Annotated in this window: 22 protein-coding genes; 3 read left to right on the forward strand and 19 right to left on the reverse strand. The window is 36.9% G+C overall.

Features of this window, described 5'->3' with window-relative positions; genetic code table 11:
- Nucleotides 1-341: 341 nt before the first annotated feature.
- The 5 genes from HXT48_RS04580 to HXT48_RS04600 form a co-directional block, all read right to left on the reverse strand.
- Complete coding sequence (locus HXT48_RS04580) at nt 342-1,280, reverse strand: ABC transporter permease (protein ID WP_076002751.1); 939 nt, start codon at nt 1,278-1,280, stop codon at nt 342-344.
- Nucleotides 1,277-2,056: a hypothetical protein gene (locus HXT48_RS04585; RefSeq protein WP_004110937.1), complete on the reverse strand. Its 780-nt coding sequence runs from the start codon at nt 2,054-2,056 to the stop codon at nt 1,277-1,279. Before HXT48_RS04585 ends, HXT48_RS04580 begins: the two co-directional genes overlap by 4 nt.
- A 10-nt stretch (nt 2,057-2,066) precedes the next feature.
- Nucleotides 2,067-3,173 (reverse strand): ABC transporter ATP-binding protein, encoded by a 1,107-nt coding sequence (locus HXT48_RS04590; RefSeq protein WP_076002750.1) that lies wholly within the window; start codon nt 3,171-3,173, stop codon nt 2,067-2,069.
- A gap of 415 nt (nt 3,174-3,588) precedes the next feature.
- Nucleotides 3,589-4,038 carry a hypothetical protein gene (locus tag HXT48_RS04595; RefSeq protein ID WP_421792996.1) on the reverse strand — a complete coding sequence of 150 codons (450 nt, stop codon included), beginning with the start codon at nt 4,036-4,038 and terminating at the stop codon, nt 3,589-3,591.
- A gap of 247 nt (nt 4,039-4,285) precedes the next feature.
- On the reverse strand, nt 4,286-4,426 hold the full coding sequence (locus HXT48_RS04600) for a hypothetical protein (RefSeq protein ID WP_421789331.1): 141 nt from the start codon (nt 4,424-4,426) through the stop codon (nt 4,286-4,288).
- A 299-nt stretch (nt 4,427-4,725) separates the two neighbouring features.
- Between HXT48_RS04600 and HXT48_RS04605 the strand changes: the two genes are divergently transcribed.
- Together HXT48_RS04605 and HXT48_RS04610 are read left to right on the forward strand one after the other, a co-directional pair.
- The gene (locus HXT48_RS04605) at nt 4,726-4,998 is read left to right on the forward strand and encodes a type II toxin-antitoxin system Phd/YefM family antitoxin (protein ID WP_101885967.1); all 273 of its coding nucleotides are present in this window, start codon (nt 4,726-4,728) and stop codon (nt 4,996-4,998) included.
- Nucleotides 4,979-5,296, forward strand: a complete 318-nt coding sequence (locus HXT48_RS04610; RefSeq protein ID WP_016635624.1) for a type II toxin-antitoxin system RelE/ParE family toxin — start codon at nt 4,979-4,981, stop codon at nt 5,294-5,296. The genes HXT48_RS04605 and HXT48_RS04610 overlap by 20 nt, the downstream gene beginning before the upstream one ends.
- 604 nt (nt 5,297-5,900) lie before the next feature.
- Here HXT48_RS04610 and HXT48_RS04615 read toward each other — a convergent pair.
- The 3 genes from HXT48_RS04615 to HXT48_RS04625 all read right to left on the reverse strand — a co-directional run bounded on the left by HXT48_RS04615 (nt 5,901) and on the right by HXT48_RS04625 (nt 8,214).
- Nucleotides 5,901-6,533 carry a helix-turn-helix domain-containing protein gene (locus HXT48_RS04615; protein WP_012913988.1) on the reverse strand — a complete coding sequence of 211 codons (633 nt, stop codon included), beginning with the start codon at nt 6,531-6,533 and terminating at the stop codon, nt 5,901-5,903.
- 510 nt (nt 6,534-7,043) lie between these two features.
- Nucleotides 7,044-7,529, reverse strand: coding sequence for an NUDIX hydrolase (locus tag HXT48_RS04620; RefSeq protein WP_076002746.1), 486 nt, complete (start codon nt 7,527-7,529; stop codon nt 7,044-7,046).
- Nucleotides 7,530-7,821: 292 nt separating this feature from the next.
- The gene (locus HXT48_RS04625) at nt 7,822-8,214 is read right to left on the reverse strand and encodes a hypothetical protein (protein ID WP_231130970.1); all 393 of its coding nucleotides are present in this window, start codon (nt 8,212-8,214) and stop codon (nt 7,822-7,824) included.
- A gap of 597 nt (nt 8,215-8,811) precedes the next feature.
- On the opposite strand from HXT48_RS04625, the gene HXT48_RS04630 reads away from it, so the two are divergent.
- A complete protein-coding gene (locus HXT48_RS04630) occupies nt 8,812-9,717 on the forward strand; it encodes an IS3 family transposase (protein ID WP_415690066.1) in 906 nt (301 codons plus the stop codon).
- Between the two features lie 120 nt (nt 9,718-9,837).
- On the opposite strand, the gene HXT48_RS04635 is transcribed toward HXT48_RS04630, so the two are convergent.
- The 11 genes from HXT48_RS04635 to HXT48_RS04685 form a co-directional block, all read right to left on the reverse strand.
- A complete protein-coding gene (locus HXT48_RS04635; protein WP_012913985.1) occupies nt 9,838-10,113 on the reverse strand; it encodes a type II toxin-antitoxin system YafQ family toxin in 276 nt (91 codons plus the stop codon).
- Nucleotides 10,106-10,375, reverse strand: coding sequence for a type II toxin-antitoxin system RelB/DinJ family antitoxin (locus HXT48_RS04640; protein WP_004110348.1), 270 nt, complete (start codon nt 10,373-10,375; stop codon nt 10,106-10,108). Before HXT48_RS04640 ends, HXT48_RS04635 begins: the two co-directional genes overlap by 8 nt.
- A gap of 302 nt (nt 10,376-10,677) precedes the next feature.
- Complete coding sequence (locus tag HXT48_RS04645) at nt 10,678-11,850, reverse strand: exodeoxyribonuclease V (RefSeq protein ID WP_102703430.1); 1,173 nt, start codon at nt 11,848-11,850, stop codon at nt 10,678-10,680.
- Between the two features lie 34 nt (nt 11,851-11,884).
- Nucleotides 11,885-12,538 (reverse strand): response regulator transcription factor, encoded by a 654-nt coding sequence (locus HXT48_RS04650; protein ID WP_004110353.1) that lies wholly within the window; start codon nt 12,536-12,538, stop codon nt 11,885-11,887.
- A 187-nt stretch (nt 12,539-12,725) separates the two neighbouring features.
- Complete coding sequence (locus HXT48_RS04655) at nt 12,726-13,277, reverse strand: hypothetical protein (RefSeq protein WP_076002703.1); 552 nt, start codon at nt 13,275-13,277, stop codon at nt 12,726-12,728.
- 12 nt (nt 13,278-13,289) lie between these two features.
- Nucleotides 13,290-13,751 carry a hypothetical protein gene (locus HXT48_RS04660; RefSeq protein WP_004110362.1) on the reverse strand — a complete coding sequence of 154 codons (462 nt, stop codon included), beginning with the start codon at nt 13,749-13,751 and terminating at the stop codon, nt 13,290-13,292.
- Nucleotides 13,752-14,030: 279 nt separating this feature from the next.
- Nucleotides 14,031-14,204: a hypothetical protein gene (locus HXT48_RS04665; protein WP_004110365.1), complete on the reverse strand. Its 174-nt coding sequence runs from the start codon at nt 14,202-14,204 to the stop codon at nt 14,031-14,033.
- Nucleotides 14,201-14,494, reverse strand: coding sequence for a DUF2089 family protein (locus HXT48_RS04670; protein WP_004110367.1), 294 nt, complete (start codon nt 14,492-14,494; stop codon nt 14,201-14,203). The genes HXT48_RS04665 and HXT48_RS04670 overlap by 4 nt, the downstream gene beginning before the upstream one ends.
- An 811-nt stretch (nt 14,495-15,305) precedes the next feature.
- Nucleotides 15,306-16,352, reverse strand: a complete 1,047-nt coding sequence (locus tag HXT48_RS04675) for a virulence RhuM family protein (RefSeq protein WP_116994848.1) — start codon at nt 16,350-16,352, stop codon at nt 15,306-15,308.
- Nucleotides 16,353-16,416: 64 nt separating this feature from the next.
- Nucleotides 16,417-17,766: an SEC-C metal-binding domain-containing protein gene (locus tag HXT48_RS04680; protein ID WP_415690067.1), complete on the reverse strand. Its 1,350-nt coding sequence runs from the start codon at nt 17,764-17,766 to the stop codon at nt 16,417-16,419.
- A 23-nt stretch (nt 17,767-17,789) separates the two neighbouring features.
- Complete coding sequence (locus HXT48_RS04685) at nt 17,790-19,610, reverse strand: DUF262 domain-containing protein (protein ID WP_415685208.1); 1,821 nt, start codon at nt 19,608-19,610, stop codon at nt 17,790-17,792.
- Nucleotides 19,611-19,627: the final 17 nt, after the last annotated feature.

Here is a 19,627-nt window from a genome sequence, read left to right on the forward strand (position 1 = left end):
TTTAATAGTATTACTGTTTAAAAAAACCACACATACAAGCTTTATTAAAGAAAAATTTTTTTATTTTTTCTTTCAATTAGTGCGAGCTTTTCAAATCCATAAAATTTTTCTTTTCCATAAAGCACAGCTTCTACTAGAAAAATAATGTATGATACAGCCAAATATACAAACAAAAAGTGGGTGCACTTTTAAACGATAGGAAATATCGCAAAAAGGTTTAAGACCTGCTTAATAGCTTGCTGAACAATCTTACGCAATAATCAACATGCCACTAGCATTACACCCACTCTCCATACGCGAATTTAATCTTTATATAATTAACTAAATCCCATATTTATTACCTAAAACCCTATATTTGTTAAAGTACCTTTACGCTGTTGAACCGCCACACCAACATTCCATATAATCACGCCAACAATTGCCCATAACATGCCAACAACAAGAATCACAAGTAGCGATACGCCAACATTTACAGAACCATCAACTATACTACGAGATGCTTGAGTAACATGAGTTACTGGAATCGCATATAACACGTATTGCATCATCTTAGGAAATACGCTAATTGGAGCAATCACACCACAAACAATAGGAAGTATTGCACTAAGCGCGTTAGAAATAGTATAAACATCATTCATCATCATGCTTATAGCAGCTACAGCAATACCAAATCCCGTAGAAGCAACAGGAACAATAAGGAACAACAGCATCAACGCACTCATATTAATCATCAAGAAAGCACTCGGGCTTACTACAAGCATTGTTATAAACAAAGTCACAGCATCACTCACTAAAGAAATAGTCACGAGCGCAACAATACGGCCGAACCATAATGGTAATGCAACTTTCGCGCTTGTAAGCACGAATGGTGTTGTTCCTTCAAAACGATCCCATGCTAGTGCTTCTGACACAGTCATACTTGTGGAAATAGAACATGCACACATCACAGCAGCAAGAGTTGAAGCAATCAAACTATGATTAAAACCAGCGCTAGTTGCAGCACTAGCTGCTCCATTGAATCCTCCACTTACAGCCCCAGCTAGAAAAACGTATAAGAACGTGGATAAAAGAGGCTCAATAATCATACGAATAACAGCAGTATTCCAACTATTTAAGCTAGGTATACTCTGTATACTCACTCTTGCGCCAGTTCGTATACTAGATAACACGCTCACGTGACCATACTGAGAATATTGATTATATTGATGCAATTCAGCGTACTTACTATTTTTAATAATTTTATTTTGCATAGTTTCAACCTGATTATTATTTCGTATCATATTATGTTCAAACTTCCATTAAGCGTTGCAAGTCGAATAGCATGACGTAACATAAAACCTGCAATAACAAGCAGAACGCTGGATAATACAACGCATAACACAATTGCTAACACAGTAGTAGTATTAAACGATTGCGCATGAACCACCCACACTGCAGACGTGAGCGGATGAATAAACGCAATAATGCGAGCAGGCAATGGCATTGATTCTACAGGTATCACTATTCCACAAAGCATCCATACAGGAATTAAAATCAAACCTTCATAAACTGTAGCTTTACGGCATAATACAAAAATTCCAGATAATAATGCAGCAGAAGCTACGCAAGCAAGCATAGAAAGTAAGTATCCAACTAACTGCGTGAATGTTATCATAAAGAAACCATGGCAGAAAACAGCAACGGTAATAATCGCAAGCGGCATACCAATGCACCCAAGTAAAGCTGCGGATCCTACAATAGGAAGAAACACTTCAGAAGGTGAGATAACACTTAAAGTTAAATATTGTAATGTTCCTAAATAACGCTGGTATCCAATAATTCCAACAGCAGTAGTTGTAGCAGACCATAATCCAGCTATAGAAGAATCAACCCAAATATTATTAAGGAAGTTGGCACAATTATGAGAAAAACCATAGTATGCAACAATTTTCATCAACGCAAAACATACTGGAGCAAGTATCGCATTTTGCAAGAAAAACGTTGTTTTCGCTAAGCTTTTAAGCTGAAACCACATGCCACGAATCACAGAAGCGCATGAACGAGTAGAAGTATTCATATTAAGCCTCCTACTTACTCAATGAAAGTGAAGAAGACGAAGAAGACGACGTAGCAGCAGAAGAAGTAGAAGTATTTGATGCAGAAATATTATCATTTTGCACAATAGCAAGATACGTTTCTTCCAAACTTGCAGCGCGATCACCTAAACGTGTAATCCCATCAACAGGAATTTTAACATTTCGTTCTTGAGATAATGCTTTGCTCCACGCGATAGTAATATTTAACACTCCATGCGATTCAAAAACATCACACCACAACACTCCATCAAGTTTTTGCAATTCTTCCTTAACACTAGGAGTTCCACTTGATGTTTCACCTTCATACGCGTACATTGTTACATGATCAATATGCTGCAAAGAAGCCAACTGCTGAACACTTCCCTGAGCAATAATATTACCGTGATTTATTACAGCAACAGTATCAGCTAATTTCTCAGCCTCACTCATCTCATGCGTAGTTAACAAAATCGCTATTCCTTGATCTCGTAAAGCATGAATAATTTCACGTACTTTCCTAGCATTTTCAGGATCCAAACCAGTGGTAGGCTCATCTAAAAGCATAAGATCCGTTCTAGCAACCAGCGATCGAGCAATATGCAACCGCTGCCACATTCCCCTTGAAAAAGTTTGAACAGCATCATGAGCTTTATCAAGTAAATCAACTTGCTCAAGAGCATCGTGAATACACTTTCCTTGCTCCCTATATGGAACAGCAGAAAGATCCGCAAAATAACGAAGATTATCTAATGCACTTAACTTTTGATAAAATCCTCGCTCACCTCCAAGAAGTAACGACACATGCTTACGCGCTTCTCGAGGATTACTCACAGCATCAATATTGGCAATACGAACACTACCACTATCAGGAGCTAACAACGTACCAACAATTTTTACGGTAGTTGTTTTACCTGCACCATTAGGGCCAAGCAAGCAAAATATTTCACCAGAATGAATATCAAAAGATACGTTATGTAAAACTTGGCGAGTTGTCTTCTTACGACCAAATCCACGAGAATAAGATCTTGTTATATTATCAATACGCAATATTAAGTTGCTAGCTGACTGCTTATTATTGTTATCGCGACTATCAGTTGCGTTTTCTATATTATTATTCATTATTATTACTTCGTTCTTACGTGTTATTAAAGCTTAATTTTTACTGTTATTGAATAAATTTCAACAATGAAAATTAATTAGATAAAGAGATAACGCTTGCTTACAAGAACGATAAGAACGCGCAAAAACATGCAAAAAAAAACGTACAAAAACCAACGCGCATGCGCAAACATAATGAAACAAAACACCATGTGCAATGCGTGTTTAATACTGCTAAAGAATATGTATCTTAAGCTGTTTTATGTGCTTTTATATGCCTTTCAAACCGTTCTTAAGACTAGCGATCATTTGGGCAGTCATAGCGCAACACCTCATAAACTTAAATGTGCTTTACGTGGAAAATTATATTAGCATTCCGCAAAAAACTCAAATATAAGCAATCACAAAACATTTGTTTAACATGTGCAAAATATTACTATTTCTTCTTATAACCTATAGCAACATTACCTGCTTTATTAAGCCCTGGTACTTTAAGAACACAAGAGCTTGACTTACAAGAGCCTGGCTTGTCTTTTAAATCAAATTTTCCAACTAAAAATAAAGCTTTAAGTCCTGGACCAGGTAAATTGAACGATGAGTCAACTAACTTAATACGCTTATCTCCAAGAGTAACTTTAGACAAATCATAATGAGAATCCAGAATATCCCGCGACACAAAGAGATACAACTCATCCTTATTCATATAGTTTTCTGGTATACGAAACTCTTCCCTAGACACCGCCACCGTCTCCCAATGATACGACGCAAGCTCCGCCTTCTCATCATCGTCAGCGCATCCAGCAAGAAAAAAGAGAGTGCCTAGTAGCAGAAGTATAACAAGACAACTTTGAAAAATGTTTTTACAAAAAATAGTTTTACTTCTCATAACACTACTAGCCTCCTTTTCGTTAACACGACTCTGTATCAAATGATCATAAAACAGACTATTAAGTAAACAAGATCTACCATTCACTCTGATTACTGTAATAATCTTAATAAATATATTACTTTTTCGTACTAATTTGTCTAGATTATCAACGCTAATCTCTTCATTTACTAGCAAACTATACTCTTCATAAACAGCAAGGTTCACGAAACAGAAGAACCAGAAGAATCAATATCATCATGCACGTTTAATGCTTCCAACAATATTCCCTCATAAACGAAGCAATCACCTGCAAATCTTCACCTTCATAATACTCAACAAACAACTTCTTAAACTCAGAAACCTTATTTTTTGGAATAACCAGCAAGCCTTTACTGTGAGAAATCAAATAATGTAGGGAACTTTTTTACAATTTTTATACCATTTTGTTCCCCAAAACATAAGCAACTAAATCGCACAACTACTCGACAGCAAAATAGCAAAATCACATTTAGAATCTCGAGAAGCAATCTTAAATCTACCGTGCGCTAAACCTTTTAACATTTAGTCTTTACAACCACATTTCTAAACAAAGCCAATCATCGTACTAATATCTCGCCAAACGTCGGAATAAAAATTCGATAGCGCGCTAACTATTGTAATCTTGATAATATTATGATACTTTTTTGATAAAAGGAGGTTGATACTATGATTAATATTCGTCCAGTTTCCGATTTAAGAAATAAATTCCCAGAAGTAGAAGAAACAGTTATAAATTCAAATACACCAGTATTCCTTACAAAAAATGGTTATGGGACTATGGTTCTCATGAGCATCAAACAATACTCTGCCCTCACTGACGACATTGAAAGAAAACTCGATGAAGCAGATACTTTTGCCGCAAACACTTCTACGCGTCTTTCTAAAGCTGACGTCTTTGATAACGTAAGGAGAAGGATTAATGAGCAAGAACACGTATAAATTAACCTTTCTACCACTATTCAAAGAAGATTTATTAGAAACAGTTGACTATATAACCAATACACTGCAAAACCCAAAAGCTGCTCACAGACTTGTTGACGATATAGAATCAGCAATCGATAAACGGCTTGAATCGCCCCTCTTATTTGCTCCTTACCAATCATCAACAACACGAGAACACCCCTACTACAGGATTAGCGTACGCAACTTTTCTGTTTTTTACGTTGTCATCGACGACACTATGGAAGTGCGCAGACTTCTATATTCAAAACGAAATATTGACGCACTACTGGAATAACTATTCCTAATAACTATCATTATTATGTTAACGATTATTAAAAAAGCTATCGTTAAAGGTTTAGAATTGACTTTATAGCCTGATTTCAGGCATGATATCCATTCTACTAACACCATGCCCATGCAATACTAGATTGTTGGCTGGGAGCCTTGGTGTTCTATGGAAATACACAGGGTTCCCATAGATAGCTACACAGCTTTTTACCTCTTAGATGAAGATAAATGTAGCGTGACGATTGTTCGTATCTTTTATACAGGCAGAAACATTGAAAATATTATCAACAACAAATAATGGAAATTCGACAATATGTGACATATCTTTCTAAAAGCCCAATGTAACGTTTTATATAGTCAAAATCATGACTTGGTGCCAATGAACTTTTTTGACGCACAGGTCAAATAATTTCAGTAGACTAGCCAGATGCAAAGAATATGCATTTTTATATGTGTGCAAAAATCGAATTTCATTTCTTATGATCAACTGTCATGTAAAACACTAAAAGCATGTACAAAACCCGGAAACTAAAAATCAGAAGAATGCGGAAATCAAAACTGAAAAACACATTCTTCTGACCAATTCCCAACCAACTACCGGTTCCCGGTTCTTACTTATCACGCAACTTACCAACTTGCGTAAATTCCTTATCCCCAACACACATCTTCTTATCAGTGAACTTTACTCGCATCATTCTGCTAATAATATACTCATCCGTTATCAGCACAAAAAATTGCTTTTCTTTTTTATTCACCAAGTAATACTGTTCACTGCCAATACTCTCTACCGCTTTACCGAATGCAAACGTATCAAACAAAGGAATATCACCGAACAAAGTAGTAATACACCCGATAAAATTATCCATAAACTTTTCAGACGAATTTGGAATAAACTTCGTCACCGTGAGCATAATAATTTCAGCGTCTGCATATTCATCACGAATAATTTGTTCCTTCATCTTGATTTTCTTACGAACACTCAATTTTTCATTAAGACCATACTTCGCTAAATCAATAGGCTTCTTAATGATTGACAAATCAATAGCATTGTCTTTATCCAACAAATGGTCGACAGTAACACCCAGCGCATCCGCAATCACCTTCAAATTTGCAACATCCGGCAGACCGCGACCACCTTCCCACTTCGCTACCGCAGCACGCGAAACCATAATCATTTCAGCAAGTTCTTCCTGAGTTAAACCCGCTTCCACGCGCGCATTTCTGATTTTTTCTCCCAACAACATCGTATAACTCCTTTCATTGGCTATGAGCTTTCGTTCTTAACGATTATTTGTTTTGCTCGTAATGCAATTAATAACCGCACTGCGTAATTACATGCTAACGAGCAACATATGAATAGAAAAGGAACTAACTAGAACACAAGCGTTACGAATCGTAACATGGCATTTTCTTAGCACACGCGCACATAATTATGTGAAAATAGCTGTTTCAAAAGAAATTTATACAAAACTAACAGAGAATGTACAAAATCCAAGGTGCACGAGCCATACAACACAACGCGCCGAAGACCGATATCCACCTCATTGCTCTGCTCTCATTCATGCCAATCTCCAACAACAAACGTACGGAATAAGGCAACAGAAACATAAGTTTGTTGTCAAGAGCATGCTGAGATATATAACATAGAAAGCAACAGTTTCAGAGTATAAAAGGAAAAGTTTCATTGCATACAAGAGTTAAGAAACTAGAACTAATGTTTATGTAACGATCTCTTGCCATAATAGCGGAATTCATTAATATCTTTCATCTGAAATTATATGCTCTATTCCACTATGCTCCGATTTAAGATATTCTTTCATAAATGTCGGGTAAGCCTTGAACTTATCAAGCTCATCTATAGGTAACCAATGCATTGTCTCTTTAGCATCTGACTCTGTAGTGCTTTGGCTCGTAAAATCTCTTTTGCCCATGGGCTTCATCATGTAGTAGAATGTCAGCTCATGGAAGTCTACTCCTTTCAAGCCAGAGCTGCCGATGAATAAGTTCTCGTGTATGACAGCAAGGTGATCTACTTCATAATTAAGACCTGTCTCTTCAAATACTTCTCTCTTAACGGCTTCTTCTGATGTCTCGCCCATGTGAACCGCTCCGCCAACTGAGTAGTAATAGTCGTCCTCATCATTTCCTGCAAATAGCACACAACCTTCTTCTACTATGATGGCTGCTGCTCTATATCTAAATGCTTTTTTATCGTTAATAAATCCGCAATTATGTTCCATAGTTTACTCCTTTATTTTTTATCTAATGACTGTGACTTATGGTTCAAATGCAAACAAGTTCCCAATCTGAATTGAAAATCCAAGTGATTGATACATTTGTATATCACACTGTGCACAAGCAACAATCATTGAACTTATTGCACTCGACCCTAGAGCGTTGATATCTTCCCTCATACAGCAAAATCGCACTCAAAAACCGCGAGAACCCAGCTTAAAGCCGCTTCGCATTAAACCTTTTAACGATAGCCCTCGCTAAGCCCTGCTACACAAGGGCAAACTTGCACCCACCTAATCAGCTTTTGACATCAATACGACACTCTCGACGTGCATCAAAGTCAAGTGAAAGATTATAGTTACGTGGAAAATGCTCTTCAGTAGCATACTCCACATCATCCTTGTTAGGCTCATAACCATGCTTAAGATTAAAATGCTGGATATATTCTTCTTTCCACGCCTTAATCTCAGCTTTTTCTTCAGCAGTTCTAGTTGGACGCAGGTTCTTATTGTTGTAGTAAACCTCACTGTCATCCATTGAGTGAAGCATCTTAATATCCGCAACGGTTACACCATTTTCGCCTGGTTTAATCTCGATAGTTTCTTCACTATAACTACCATCTTCATTACGAACACAACTTGTATACTTATATGTTGCTCGATCGTTGCTATTAGTTTTACGAGTCCTCATGCTCACCCTTCCCGCCTGCAGCGGTAGGGTGAAGACACATACAAAAAAGAGCCGATACTTTATGAAGTACCGACTCTAATACCTGAAAAACAGCCATAGTAGAATAGAGGTACTTCATAGGAGTCATGAAAAAACCATGAGGATCCTATTGACGTATCTCATCGCCCTATAGCTAATCAGGCTTTAACTGTTTATTAGTAGTGTCTTATTGATTAATCATTAACCACAATCTTGTTAATTGTTCCAAAAATTCTTATAACATTTACCCGCTCTTTCTTAAAACCCGTATCATGAGTGTAAAAAAGAGTGTAATAATCTCGTTTTTATAACAGTTTGACATGTAAAAACCACACTTGCCTTGAAAGCTACGTGCTTTGAGGTTTAAGCGTTAACAATGTTTTCACCCCCCTTCTCGTTAAACAACACTCGTTTTAGAAAACAAAACGAGCATTAGCCACGCTCTAATAGAGTCCCAACCGTGGCTAATAAAGTCCCAACTGTATTTAATACAATCCCAACAAATCTAATATAATCCCAACCGTATTAATATCAGAAAGCCTCACTCCGCAAAAAGTGTTATAGGCCTAACTACTTTTAGTGTTACCGTTAGAGCTTCTGATTAAAACACTTCAGATAAAACGTTCAAGTTATTACTATGCTAAAAATGCTCTTCAAAAACCTGACAAATACGCACATATACGAGGTTGCATACACGAGATTGCAGAAGAAAACTTCTTTACTTATGGCTCTTCTAGAATATGGTTAGTGTTGAGAACTGAAGGTATTAAAGTATCTGAAAAAGTAGTAAGACGGCTCATGAAAGAAGAGTTAATTGAGGTTAGATATGCCAGGCGTAAAAGACGCTATTCAAGCTATATAGGAGAAATTACTCCTGCATGTAGTAACATTGTTAACAATAATTTTCATGCAGATTCACCTAATAAGATTTGGCTTACAGACATTACTGAGTTTTCAGTAAAAGAGTCAAAACTCTATTTAAGCCCTATGATTGACTGTTTTGATGGTAAAGTGGTCTCTTACGCTCTTTCAAACCACCCAGATCAGTGTCTTGTAGATGAAATGTTAGAAGGGGCTTTAACTACCCTTAAGATTACAGAATGTAAAAGCTTAGCTATTCATACAGATAGAGGAGGTCACTATAGAGGTGGCAGGTGGATTGAGAGATTAGAAGGTCTTGGTATTACACGCTCCATGTCAAGAAAAGGAAATAGTGGAGATAATGCTGCCTGTGAAGGCTTTTTTGGACAAATGAAAACAGAAATGTATTATCCACTTAACTGGGATAGTACAGAAGAATTACGTCAAGCTATTCATACTTATATTGATTTTTACAACAATCACAGAATTAAAATGGGGATTAAAAGACAATTATGGAACATCGTGCTATGGTTGCACAAAATGTCTAAAAATTGTCCTAAGCCCCAAGCGACATTTTTATGTCGCCAAAATTGTTGCTTTGTCGCCAATGGATACAAAATTTAGTCATTTTGCTTAGAGTTAAGAACGTTCAATAAGTTTATAATTTCATCAAGTACGCTTGAAAATGTGATTCCTTTTGTATAACTATATTTTTAAGCAAGTTATCGTGGTAGATTTTGCTAGCTAGAATAAGTCGTCGTGAGATCCTAAGCGTAGAAATATAATGCAATCTTCTTTAACTTGATACAACAGTAGAACATCTGCAGACACATGCAATTCATGCACGCCTTTATATGAGCCTTTAAGAATATGATCTCTATAAGTTGCAAGTTCGCGAGAATCTGCACCATTGCAAATAAGTCTTACAATATTGATTACTTGCTCAATATCGTAATGCTTCTGCTTATATTTCTTAACATCTCGCAGATAGATTGGACTATAAAATGGCGGTTTAGGCATTGCGCATCAGCTCAGCAAAATCGTCTACAGTACCTGCAGCTATTGGTTTTTCTTTCATAGCTTCATCAATAGCATGCTCATATGGAGAACTTTCAAGTGAAAATGGGAAACGTTGCGTATTTACAATCTGATATAAAAATAGGTTGACTGCTGAACTCATATCAAGACCATAATGTTCAAGAACTTGCGATGCGCTATCCCGTATTTCTGGATTAACTCTTACACTTAATCTGCCTGTTCTAGCTGTTTTTGTAGAAGTCATGTCGTTTCCTTTAAGCTCAAAATCATGAATTTGTTATTCATGCTTTGCTTTATTATAACAGACCTACAGCACCCAACGTAATACCAAAGTAGCACCATTGTGCACACAATTATTACTAAATCGCGCGTTATCGTGGCAAAAATTGCAAAATTAGCAAAAACTGCCACGATAACTGGTATAACATAGCAACGAAGCAGCATTCTGCATTGCAAATTAACCACCTACTTGCATCTGCTGCACAAAGGTTCGTCCAAATACTCGATTGAAGCGCAAGAAAGCACAATAAGCATCTTGCGCAATGGCTATTTCTCTGCATGAAGCGGAACATGTACATTAATAATCCACGAATCGTCATCTTCAATAACTTTAAAAGTTCCACCAACGCGTTCCGCAAGCATCTTATGAAAACGCAGTCCATATCCTAATTGCAAGTTAGCAAGAATACCTCGTTGCGCACTATTTATACACGTAATATGACATTCATGGTCATTAAGCATTACATTCATGGCGTATTCTTTAGGCTTTGCAGCATGCTTTTTTACGTTCGCAAGCAGTTCTCGGCAAATATACTCAATTTGAGCACATTCTTCAAAAGGCAAATGGATTGATTGAGAATCTTCAGTAGCTAAATCACTACTCAAGTCAATGGAACCAATATAGCCAAGCTTTTCAAATGACTTTTGTTCACAGTCAAATAAAACGCGTAAGCCTGTACAAAAATCTTTATAACATGTAGTCGATTGCATAACATCGCCAGTGCTTGCAGTTGTAGCATTGTCAAGAAGAGAAATGATATTACGTGCTCTATGAACAGTTGTAGTAGCACGTTGAAGAATCTCTCGCGAATTTTCATGCTCTTGCTCATGAGTTGTTTGAGGTTCAATAGATTGTTGAGCCATCATCATAATGCTGGAAAGCTCATTAGTTACTTCATCGTGCATGCGAATTGCGGCAATAGTGGCATATTTTTGAAAAACGTTGTAACGCTGCGCAAATAACTGTTCCTGCTGTTGGTGAATAGTAGAAATATAGTATTTTACGATTGCACTAGAAATAAGAGTGATAAGAAGCCACCACGCTAACACATAAGCGTTTTGAAAATCGCAGATAATAAAGAACCATGAAGATACTCCGCAAGAAGAAAGCACGGTGTACCAAGGTTGAGTAATTACAGCAATTGCCAAACAAATCAATATGGTAAGCATCATAGATGAGTAGTTGATATTTGGCGCAATAATTACCAACGGCATCCAAATAAGTACAATAAAAGATGCTTTACGTGGCCATATTGCAATGCATAAGCAGATTACAATCCATACTATTTCAACTGTAATTGCATGCCAATTAGAGTAGTAATGAAGATTATTATAGGAACAAATCTCAAGAATCAAAGTACAACTTATGATTACACCAATTCCAATTTTCTGCCAGGCATCATGCGGCAAAAAATTGATCATACGCGTTAATAATTTCATAACTACCTACTTTTACACGTTAATTTCTTACACGTTATATGTCATGTGAATATTTTGCGAGCACAGCAAGCGCCTGCATGCGACTTTTAACTTGAAGTTTTCCATAAATACGCCGTAAATGCGTGTTGACTGTTGAAACTTTCACATTAAGCTGATCTGCAATCTCTTTTGACGAATACCCCTGTTTACACAAGCGCATAATTTCCGATTCTTGAGGAGACAAAACTGAAGTCTTCGGAAGTTGAGAAATCATATTAAATGATTCTTGCGGAGTGTGAAAATAGTCAATATATTGTGGCAATTCTGGACACCCGTAGCTCGTTGCGCGCGATTGGATAGCTGCAACTACGTCTGCTAAATTGTCTTTATGCACTAGCGCTTGACCACCCGACTTAGCAACTTGCAATACGTATTCATCCAGCATGTAGGAAGTAATGCCAATTAAAACAATATTGCTATTGCGCTCGCGAATTGCTTTAATTACATCAACACCACTCATTTCTCTCATTGACATATCTACTAAAAGTACGTCAGGAGTATTTTCTGTAACGCAACGATGAATAGCTTGTTTTGCAGAAGAACACATCCATGCACAAACAAAGTTTTCAGGCAAACGACTTTTTAAAAGAAGTTGCATATATCGCAATACAAACGTGTCATTATCAACAATTGCATAAGTAGTGTTCATACAATATATGATATCTTGTTTTGGAATTTGCTTGTCAATAGATGTTTAGAATGATGATTAAAATGCTTCGGCTCTGTCGCAAAGTAATTGTGCGATAAAGCCAAAGCATTATTTTCATATTTTGCAATACAAAATTGCAATACATGCATCATAAATCTATGACAAAAGTGAACAATTTATTACTATTTCATCCAAAAATGAGACATTTCCCAGCGCCAATTGCGATTGATGCTACGATACCTGCAACATTCACCTTCAATCCAAATTTAGCGATTTGTTTTGCAAGGAATTTAGCAAGCTTATCCCAAGCATGCCCTTCAATATAAGCTTTAAAATCACCACTGGAAAGCAGTTGAGCAATATCCATCCCAGGAATTAAACCTATAAGTTCGCCGCCCATGCAAGACCAAAAATCCTTATCTTGGCTATTCGCGCGGATTGCGTCCAACAGGTTATCATTTGTATATACTTGTCGAATACCTTCAGCAATGTATGCGGCCATTACTTTTCCATATTTCATCTTAAGGAGCTCATCTTTAACAGAAACCACGCCATTCTTATAACTGCTAGCTTCTTCAAAAATAAAACGAACTTCTTGTTCAATTTTCTTAACATCCTGTTGTACAATAGCTGTAGACTTATTTTCAGTCGCTTCCGCAGCTGGAATTGTTGTTGACAAGAATCCGAAAGACAAAACAGTCACAATCAGTGATGTTACAATCTTTTTTACCTTTAACATGACCGTATCTCCTTACTTAATGTGCGATTGTATTGTTTTTCTCAAATTATCAAGATTGTACACATTAAAGTGCCATACGCTAGCACTTTCCGTTGGTACACTCCATTCTTCGGTTTTACTATTGACAGTAAAGCGAATTATTTGAGTTGTTGGCTTATTTATAACTTCAAAATTAGTGAGTTGATTCCACGGAATGCGACGAAGATGCTTATCGTCTAATTTAGCTAGATTACCCGAGCCTAAAATGGCATTCGGATTAACCACAATAAACTCATTATTAGTGGCAGCGACAATACGCGCATCAACGCCTTGCGCTACATAGAATAATTTAGGTAACAAAAATAGTTTGATTAAATCTTTCCACCAAGGGTCGTATTTCATTGTAAATACATACGTCTTATCAACTGAAAGATTGTGATCTTTAAAATACTTGACGATATCTTCTTCTCGTATACCGCGCAAAGGATTAGTCATAATAAGCACCTCCTCGTGATTCTCGTTTCGTAAATTACCAACATACTAACGTGCAGATTTTATCTACACAAATAGGTGTACCTATTTTTAACGATAGTGCTTTTAGAAAACTTTTTAAAAAAACTTTTACTATTAGTAGTTTGTATGTTCCTAACAACCAACATTTAAAAATATTTACATTTTGGAACCATTCTTAAATAAAGACATATTTATGGAGCTATCGTGGCAGTTTTTGCTAATTTTGCAATTTCTGCCACGATAACTTGTTATTTTTGTGTTTTATAAATCCTGTAATGCAATTCTTTTATCTTCTGCAGACTGCTTAGATGACTTATCGTCTTTCTTAAGAGAATGCGCATATCGAATAAGACTTCTTGCAATAAAGAACACTAAAGCACATATAGCAAGTGCGATAAGAATGTCAATTATCGGACCAAATAATGCATAGCTCATGATTCATCCTTCCTTTTTCTATATTCGTTTATGAGTGTTCGAGCTGTGTCAACATCGTATTTATCGTCAATAGCAAGACTCTTTACCAAAAGAACGAACGGATCTTCTGGTTCATTGTCGCTTATGCGCAGTTTTTCAATGAGCCTGTTAAGTCTGATTCTCATCGTTGGGTAAGAGACTTGATACATTTGCGACATTTCTTTTAACGATCCAGACGATAATACAAAGTTCTTTATAAACGACATATCTTCATCTGTGAGATTAGCCATCCATTTTGGAATATGATCCATATCACCCCTTTCTTCAACCTATAAAACTTTAATTAAATTAAATTTTTATTAAAAATATTAAAGTTGTTGTATGGGTTTGTCAAGAATGAGCATGAGAGATATGACGTAAAGGGGGCTTAGGACAATTTTAACCTATAACTCCAATCCTTATTTTTGTTTTACGCCTTCGATTCGCTGAGCTTGCTCAAAGTTGAAAGCACAGTGTGCTTTCAATGCAAGCGAAGTACGTTAACATCCTGTGCACTCAACCCTAGAGCGTAGACATCTTCCCCCCATACAGCAAAATCGCACTCAAAGACTGCGAGAACCCAGCTTAAAGCCGCCACGCATTAAACCTTTTAACGATAGCTCTCGTTAAGCCTTGCTGCACAAGGGCAAACTTGCACCCACCTAATCAGCCTTTGACATCAATACGACAGTCTCGACGTGGCACGATAGGTCCGGATTGATGTCAGTCATCAGGAACCTATTCAGACTAATACGAAATGTAGCAACATATCTCCGTTTGTTAGTGGAAACATATCCACAAATTCTATAGCAGAAAATTCTTGATACATTCCGCTATCCATATCACGGTCTGAACCTCACCCATCCAAGGAAAAAGTTCAACTTTTTTATTTGTTTCTACTATTTATAGTGATTCCAACATAAAAGTCAAATCTTGCGAGGAACCGCCATCGCCTCAACCTTGTCCGTTCTTCCTACAAAAACAGGTCAACAGCTATTTTTCGTCCTAACTGATAGCCAGGTTTCCGTACACTCGACCTTATCATACCTGAAAATCCTGCATTGAACGAGAGAAACATTTTAACTATTTCTTTGCATTTTCTTCCAGTTCCAACATGTATTTATCAAAGTCAGACATGAACAATCTGTCCTGAATAACACGATACTTTTCAAATTCAGTCTCGGCTTTAGCCTTGGCAATCTCTGCCGTAATCTTTCCTGCATCCTGAAGGACCTCTCTGTCATCAGCCATCAGGAATAGATCCAGACGCTTTGCCCAGTCCTCCATTGTCATCGGAATGTGACGTTCAGCACGATCCTCTGCCAGATCTAAATACGCTGAAACAATACGCTCTAATGAACGCATTTCCCGATCAGAAAGATAATTTTTTGCAACAGTCACATCACTTTTTACGATCTTGCCTTCTGGTACTGCTGCCCATGTAGTTAATCCCATATGCGGCTTGCCTGCATCTGCTCGCTCATAAATTAACTCTGCTGCCGTATGTCCGTGAACTGCATAATGCATCTTGTTCTGCACCTTGGCAAAAAACTGCTTTGTCGTTTTTGCTGTGCGGTCATAGTCAAGAGCTGTAGCATAGATGTCCGTTATTTTCTGATAGAATCTACGCTCAGATAAACGGATCTCACGAATCTGCTCAAGCAAACGATCAAAATATTCTGTTGTGAGCACGGAACCACCGTTTTTTAAACGCTCATCATCCATAACCCATCCTTTGATGGTATAGTCCTTTACGATGCCATTGGCCCATTTACGAAACTGCACTGCTCGTTCATTATTCACCTTGAATCCAACAGCAATAATCATTTGAAGATTATAATGTTTCATATCACGAGTAATCTGACGTGAACCTTCGGTTTGAACTATCCGGAAATTCCGGATAGTTGTATCTTCCTCAAGCTCTAAGTCGGAATAAATCTTCTTAATATGCTCATTAATTGTACGAACATCCACGCCATACAGCGTGGCCATCATCTTCTGTGTCAGCCATATGTTTTCGTCCTCATAGCGCATCTCAATACTGTCCTGCTGATCGCCGACAGAGGCAACATAGGTCAGATATTCTGCCGCACTGGAACGAATGGTTATTTCATCTTTTTTCTTTTTCAAATAAGAGACCTCCTTCTTCGATAAATCACTCTATAATAAACAATGAATGAATTTCTGTATGCTCTCATCGCCCATGACAACGCTTATACTTCTTCCCACTTCCACATGGACACAATTCATTGCGGCCTATCTTCTTCGGCCAATTTGCTCTTTCCTGAACCATAATAGGAATTTTTCCGTCATACATAAGTTCAAGTTCCCTAAGACGATATAAATATTCAGAGACTCCCAATATAGCTTGAAACATACACATTGCCTCATTTTCAAATTCAAGCAAATATTCTGTTTTCTTTTTTGTTCTATCTTTCGGATTAGGAATATAAGTTATCAGCTGGTCTACTGAATTGTATTCAACATCATTATGACCGATAGCATTTCTCAATTTCGCATTCACGAGGATTTTCAAAAAGCCTGTATAGTCCTCAGAATCCAAGCAAAAATGATATCTTGATGCTTTTGTGAGTTTAATATAATCCTCTAAAAACTTTACATTTTTCTCAATCGGATTCATAGCATTGATATCAGACCTATACTTAATATTGTTAAGAGCAACAGGAATAATCATCAAATTACCTAATGCCTCATAAACATCCAGATAAAACTGTTTTACACTATCAAAACTGCTCGTTGTGGAACCTTCGTATTCAAAATCAAAAGAATTATCTTTACAGTATTGTATAGCCAATGCAGGTATAAGTCTTTGATATACGACCATAAACTCATCGTAGACCTTGTAGATCAGTTCCTGTAATTCTTCAAGGTGGAATCCATCATGAGAATTAAGGAACTCAATCAGGTCTTTCATTTGCGCTGAATCCATTTTCAATATTCCAGTGCTAAACGAAAGGTCATTATAGATATCTTTTCTTAATGATGAATAAAATCCATATACCTCAATCATATGGACAGCTCTCAATGTTTCGAATTCATCTCTACATTGAAAAAAATGACCAGAAAACTCCTTTTGAATCTCTTGAGTTAAGTATTCGCTATTGTTTTTTGCTAAATTGAGAATTCTTTTATAGTTCTTCCACTTTTTGGCAGTTACGTTCAACTTAGACACATCTTGTCCAAATTCCTCATAAGAATCATTCGTTTTCATACAATTCATATATCGAATAAACGGTGTAATCACTAGTCTCTCTAAATCAGCTGCTTCTACTTGTTTTAAGGTAGGAAATTCACCAGAACACTCAATAATGTAATCCGCATTTTCGCCCTGAACTTCATCAGCATTATCAAAAGAAAAACTTAACCCCGGACGATCTTGCCCTATCTTCACGCTACCAGACAAAGAGGTTCCACATTTACCGCATGCTACTTCTATCGGATGTTCTTCTTGACAGCCAACTTGTAAACGAACTCTAGTAATACATCCGCAAACCTGACATTTTATAAAAGTATTAAAAACCATAAAACCTGCCTCCTTTCGCTGGATTACATAAACATATCATCGTTCCAAACGAGTTTTACCAAGTCAATGAGTACTGCTATTCTTTCAGCAATTTCATTCTTACCAAATGAAGCATACGATTTGAAGCCAAGATTATTATCTAAAACGAACTTCTTAAATTGGGGATTATTCTGATATGCCAGATCACCAAGTGATTCAGTATAGATATTTCCTTCATTGGAACAGTACTTTTTCAATTTGTAATCATACTTTGCATCATTTAAGCTTGCATTGATGCTCTTATGAAGAAGCAATAACGCACCGATGCTATTTCTCCAACGTCTGAAATCGTCTCGGTCAGAATATTCCGCGGTAAACCATTCATAATGGTCTGTAATAATGTGCTCAATCTCAAATGGATTCTTTGTTTGAGTGTTCATGTAATTGCAGTAGTTTGATGCAACACCAGTATGTTCTTCAATAAATCCTGTAATACGTGCAAGGATATTCTTAATGTATTTCTTAGTAAAGCTGTTAAGTCCTAAATTACTTAATGCTGCTGCCGGGTCAAATGCGAGATTGATATACTGCTGTTCTAATTTCTGTTTCAATGTAGGTATGTCTGTCATGCGGATATCCTTAGTAACATTGAAAACAAAGTTTTTAATTGTGCTGTAATTTACAGAGCTGCACTTCGTTACTCTGGATACAATCAAAACATCAATAAATCTTGCTACCAGATTAATCTTCTCAATAATAACTGGCCATGAATCTTCATAACATACAGGTGCTAATAATAGCTGTGGCTGTAATGTGAAGTTAACTTGCGCATTGTAATATACATACTTTGTTTCTTCAGCGAACGTTGTTTCTGCCTGACGGATACGCTCATAAACCTCTGCGAATTTTGCAAATTTCTTTATGAACAACTCAAAGTCATCGGAACCATTAAGTCCCAGCTTATCACGTTCATCTCGTACCCATTTGTGGAAGAAACCGCCGATGATATCAAAATCCTTATTTACTGCACCAGCTTTTGCTTCACGAATTGTTTCTGCATAGTGAGCTCTCAACCATGCCTTAATAAAGATCTCATCGCCTTTGTCATCGTACTTCTTCAAAGTAAGAACTTTTTCTTTCCAAAGGCCATTCATTTTTTCTCGTATGGAGTCAGATTTTATCTCCGAAAGCAAATAGCCCTTCAACATTTCGGTGGATGTCAAACTCAAACCACGATCATTCATTGTAACGAATATCTTATGAGCGTCCTGTTCTGTTGTTGCTACAATCTCAATAAAGAATACTTTCTCCGCAACCCAATCACAAAAATGCAGCAACATATCATCTGTAATGCATGCCGGGAAAACATCCTGAATATCTTGATAACGACCATATAGATTTTTTACGGACTCACCAGCACCAGTAGTATCAAAGTCAGTATCGTTGAAAATTGCATTCATACAATCCTGCCGGTCATCTACATTGATATTAAAAGACTTCGAGCCAAAGGACTCAGAGAAAATCATGGTCTCAATCATGTTATAACTCTGACCGATGCTCTTTAATCTGTTATTAAGATACATCAGCAATAGTGTTAAAGACGAAAATCTTTGCTGACCATCGATAATAGCATTCTCCCTACCCGCTAATACAATGGATCCCATAAAATACGCTCCATAATCAGCAACTGCTGGTCTAGAGTCCCCCCGATGATAATACTCTAAAAATTCCGAAGTTAAATCGTCTATCAGTTCTTCAATATGCTTTCTCTGCCACATATACTCACGCTGATAGTAATGAATTGAATATTTTGTATTCTGCAAAAGCTGCTTGAGATTCTTTGGTGAACCTTCTATCTTTTTCATTAAGCTTCCTCCTCCAG

The organism is Gardnerella sp. KA00127 (assembly GCF_049244125.1).
Taxonomy (GTDB): domain Bacteria; phylum Actinomycetota; class Actinomycetes; order Actinomycetales; family Bifidobacteriaceae; genus Bifidobacterium; species Bifidobacterium swidsinskii.